We start from the raw sequence: 355 nt of genomic DNA on the forward strand, positions 1-355 counted from the left end.
TCGCGGTGCAGTACGGCACTGTCCGCGCGGAGCGCGGCCAGGAGCCGGACCTCGACCCGTGCGAAGCGGCGGGTGCTGATGCGCCTGGCCAGCTCGTCGAGCTGCTGCTCGTCCAAGGCGTCGAGGAGGGAATCGATGATCGATTCGGTGGCGAGCACCGAGCTGGTGGCGCGCGCCGGGCTGGGGAGGTCGCTCATGACGTGAACTCCTGTGAAGAGGAAGGGTAAGAACGGGCGGAAGGCGTGTTACCGCCGGGGGACGCTCTGCCGGCGGACGGGCACACGCGTGTCGACGACGAGCTGTGAGTACGCGGGGTCCTTGCGCCAGACCCGTCGTTTGATCCACAGGACCGGCC

1 protein-coding gene is annotated in these 355 nt (G+C 69.0%); it reads right to left on the reverse strand.

Features of this window, described 5'->3' with window-relative positions:
• Positions 1-197 (reverse strand): hypothetical protein (locus IH48_RS34030; RefSeq protein WP_037844209.1); only part of this gene is annotated, 197 nt, incomplete at its 3' end.
• Positions 198-355 lie beyond the last annotated feature (158 nt).

This window comes from Streptomyces sp. NRRL F-5126 (assembly GCF_000721265.1).
Classification (GTDB): Bacteria; Actinomycetota; Actinomycetes; order Streptomycetales; family Streptomycetaceae; genus Streptomyces.